This window comes from Kitasatospora sp. MBT66, from assembly GCF_000710405.2.
Classification (GTDB): Bacteria; Actinomycetota; Actinomycetes; order Streptomycetales; family Streptomycetaceae; genus Kitasatospora; species Kitasatospora purpeofusca.
The window spans coordinates 857,119-857,741 of the sequence record NZ_JAIY01000004.1 but is presented as its reverse complement, the minus strand read 5'-3'; the positions used below and the strand labels follow the sequence as shown (position 1 = coordinate 857,741).

Sequence of the window (623 nt, the reverse complement as noted above, 5' to 3'; positions counted from 1 at the left end):
GGCGTCGTCCGCGACGGCCTCGGTGGTGGCGTCCTCGACGGCGTCGACGGCGGCGATCAGCTCGGCGTCGGCCTCGGGGGCGGTGGTGGTGACATCGGCGGCGGACTCGCTCGCGGGCATGGCGAAGCGGGCGTCGTCAACGAGAGACATGCAAAACCTTCCGGAAGTGGCACGCGCCAAAGTCCGGGGTTCTGTTTCACAACCGCCTCTATGCGGTCAGCCACGGATCGCCGGAACGCGCCAAGGGCGCCAGATGGATGTAGGGCGCCAGACAAATGAATCAAACGAACGATCTACCACCATAGACGAGCCTGGGGATCGGAGGCAAATGCCGAGGCCAGGCTGTGATTCAAGTCCCTTCAGTGTGCGCCCGGTCCGGCGCTGGGGGCCGCCGTGGCACTGGGGGCGACCGTCGGCTCCGGGGCCGGGGTGGCGGTCGGGGCGGGTGTGGTGTGGCCGGGCTCCGGCGTGCTCGGGTGGCCGGAGGGGCTGGCGGCCGGGGCGGAGGCCGTGGCCCCGCCGGAGCGGCCGTCGCCGGTGCCGGTGCCGGTGGTGGCCCCCGTGCCGCCCGTGGGGTGCCCGGTGCCGCCGGCGGCGGCGCCCGGGCCCGCCGTGCCCCCGGC

At 74.0% G+C, this 623-nt stretch carries 1 pseudogene; it reads right to left on the bottom strand.

From position 1 onward, the window contains the following. Window positions 1-359: 359 nt before the first annotated feature. Window positions 360-623, bottom strand: a pseudogene (locus BI06_RS50520) (hypothetical protein); the annotation flags it as partial.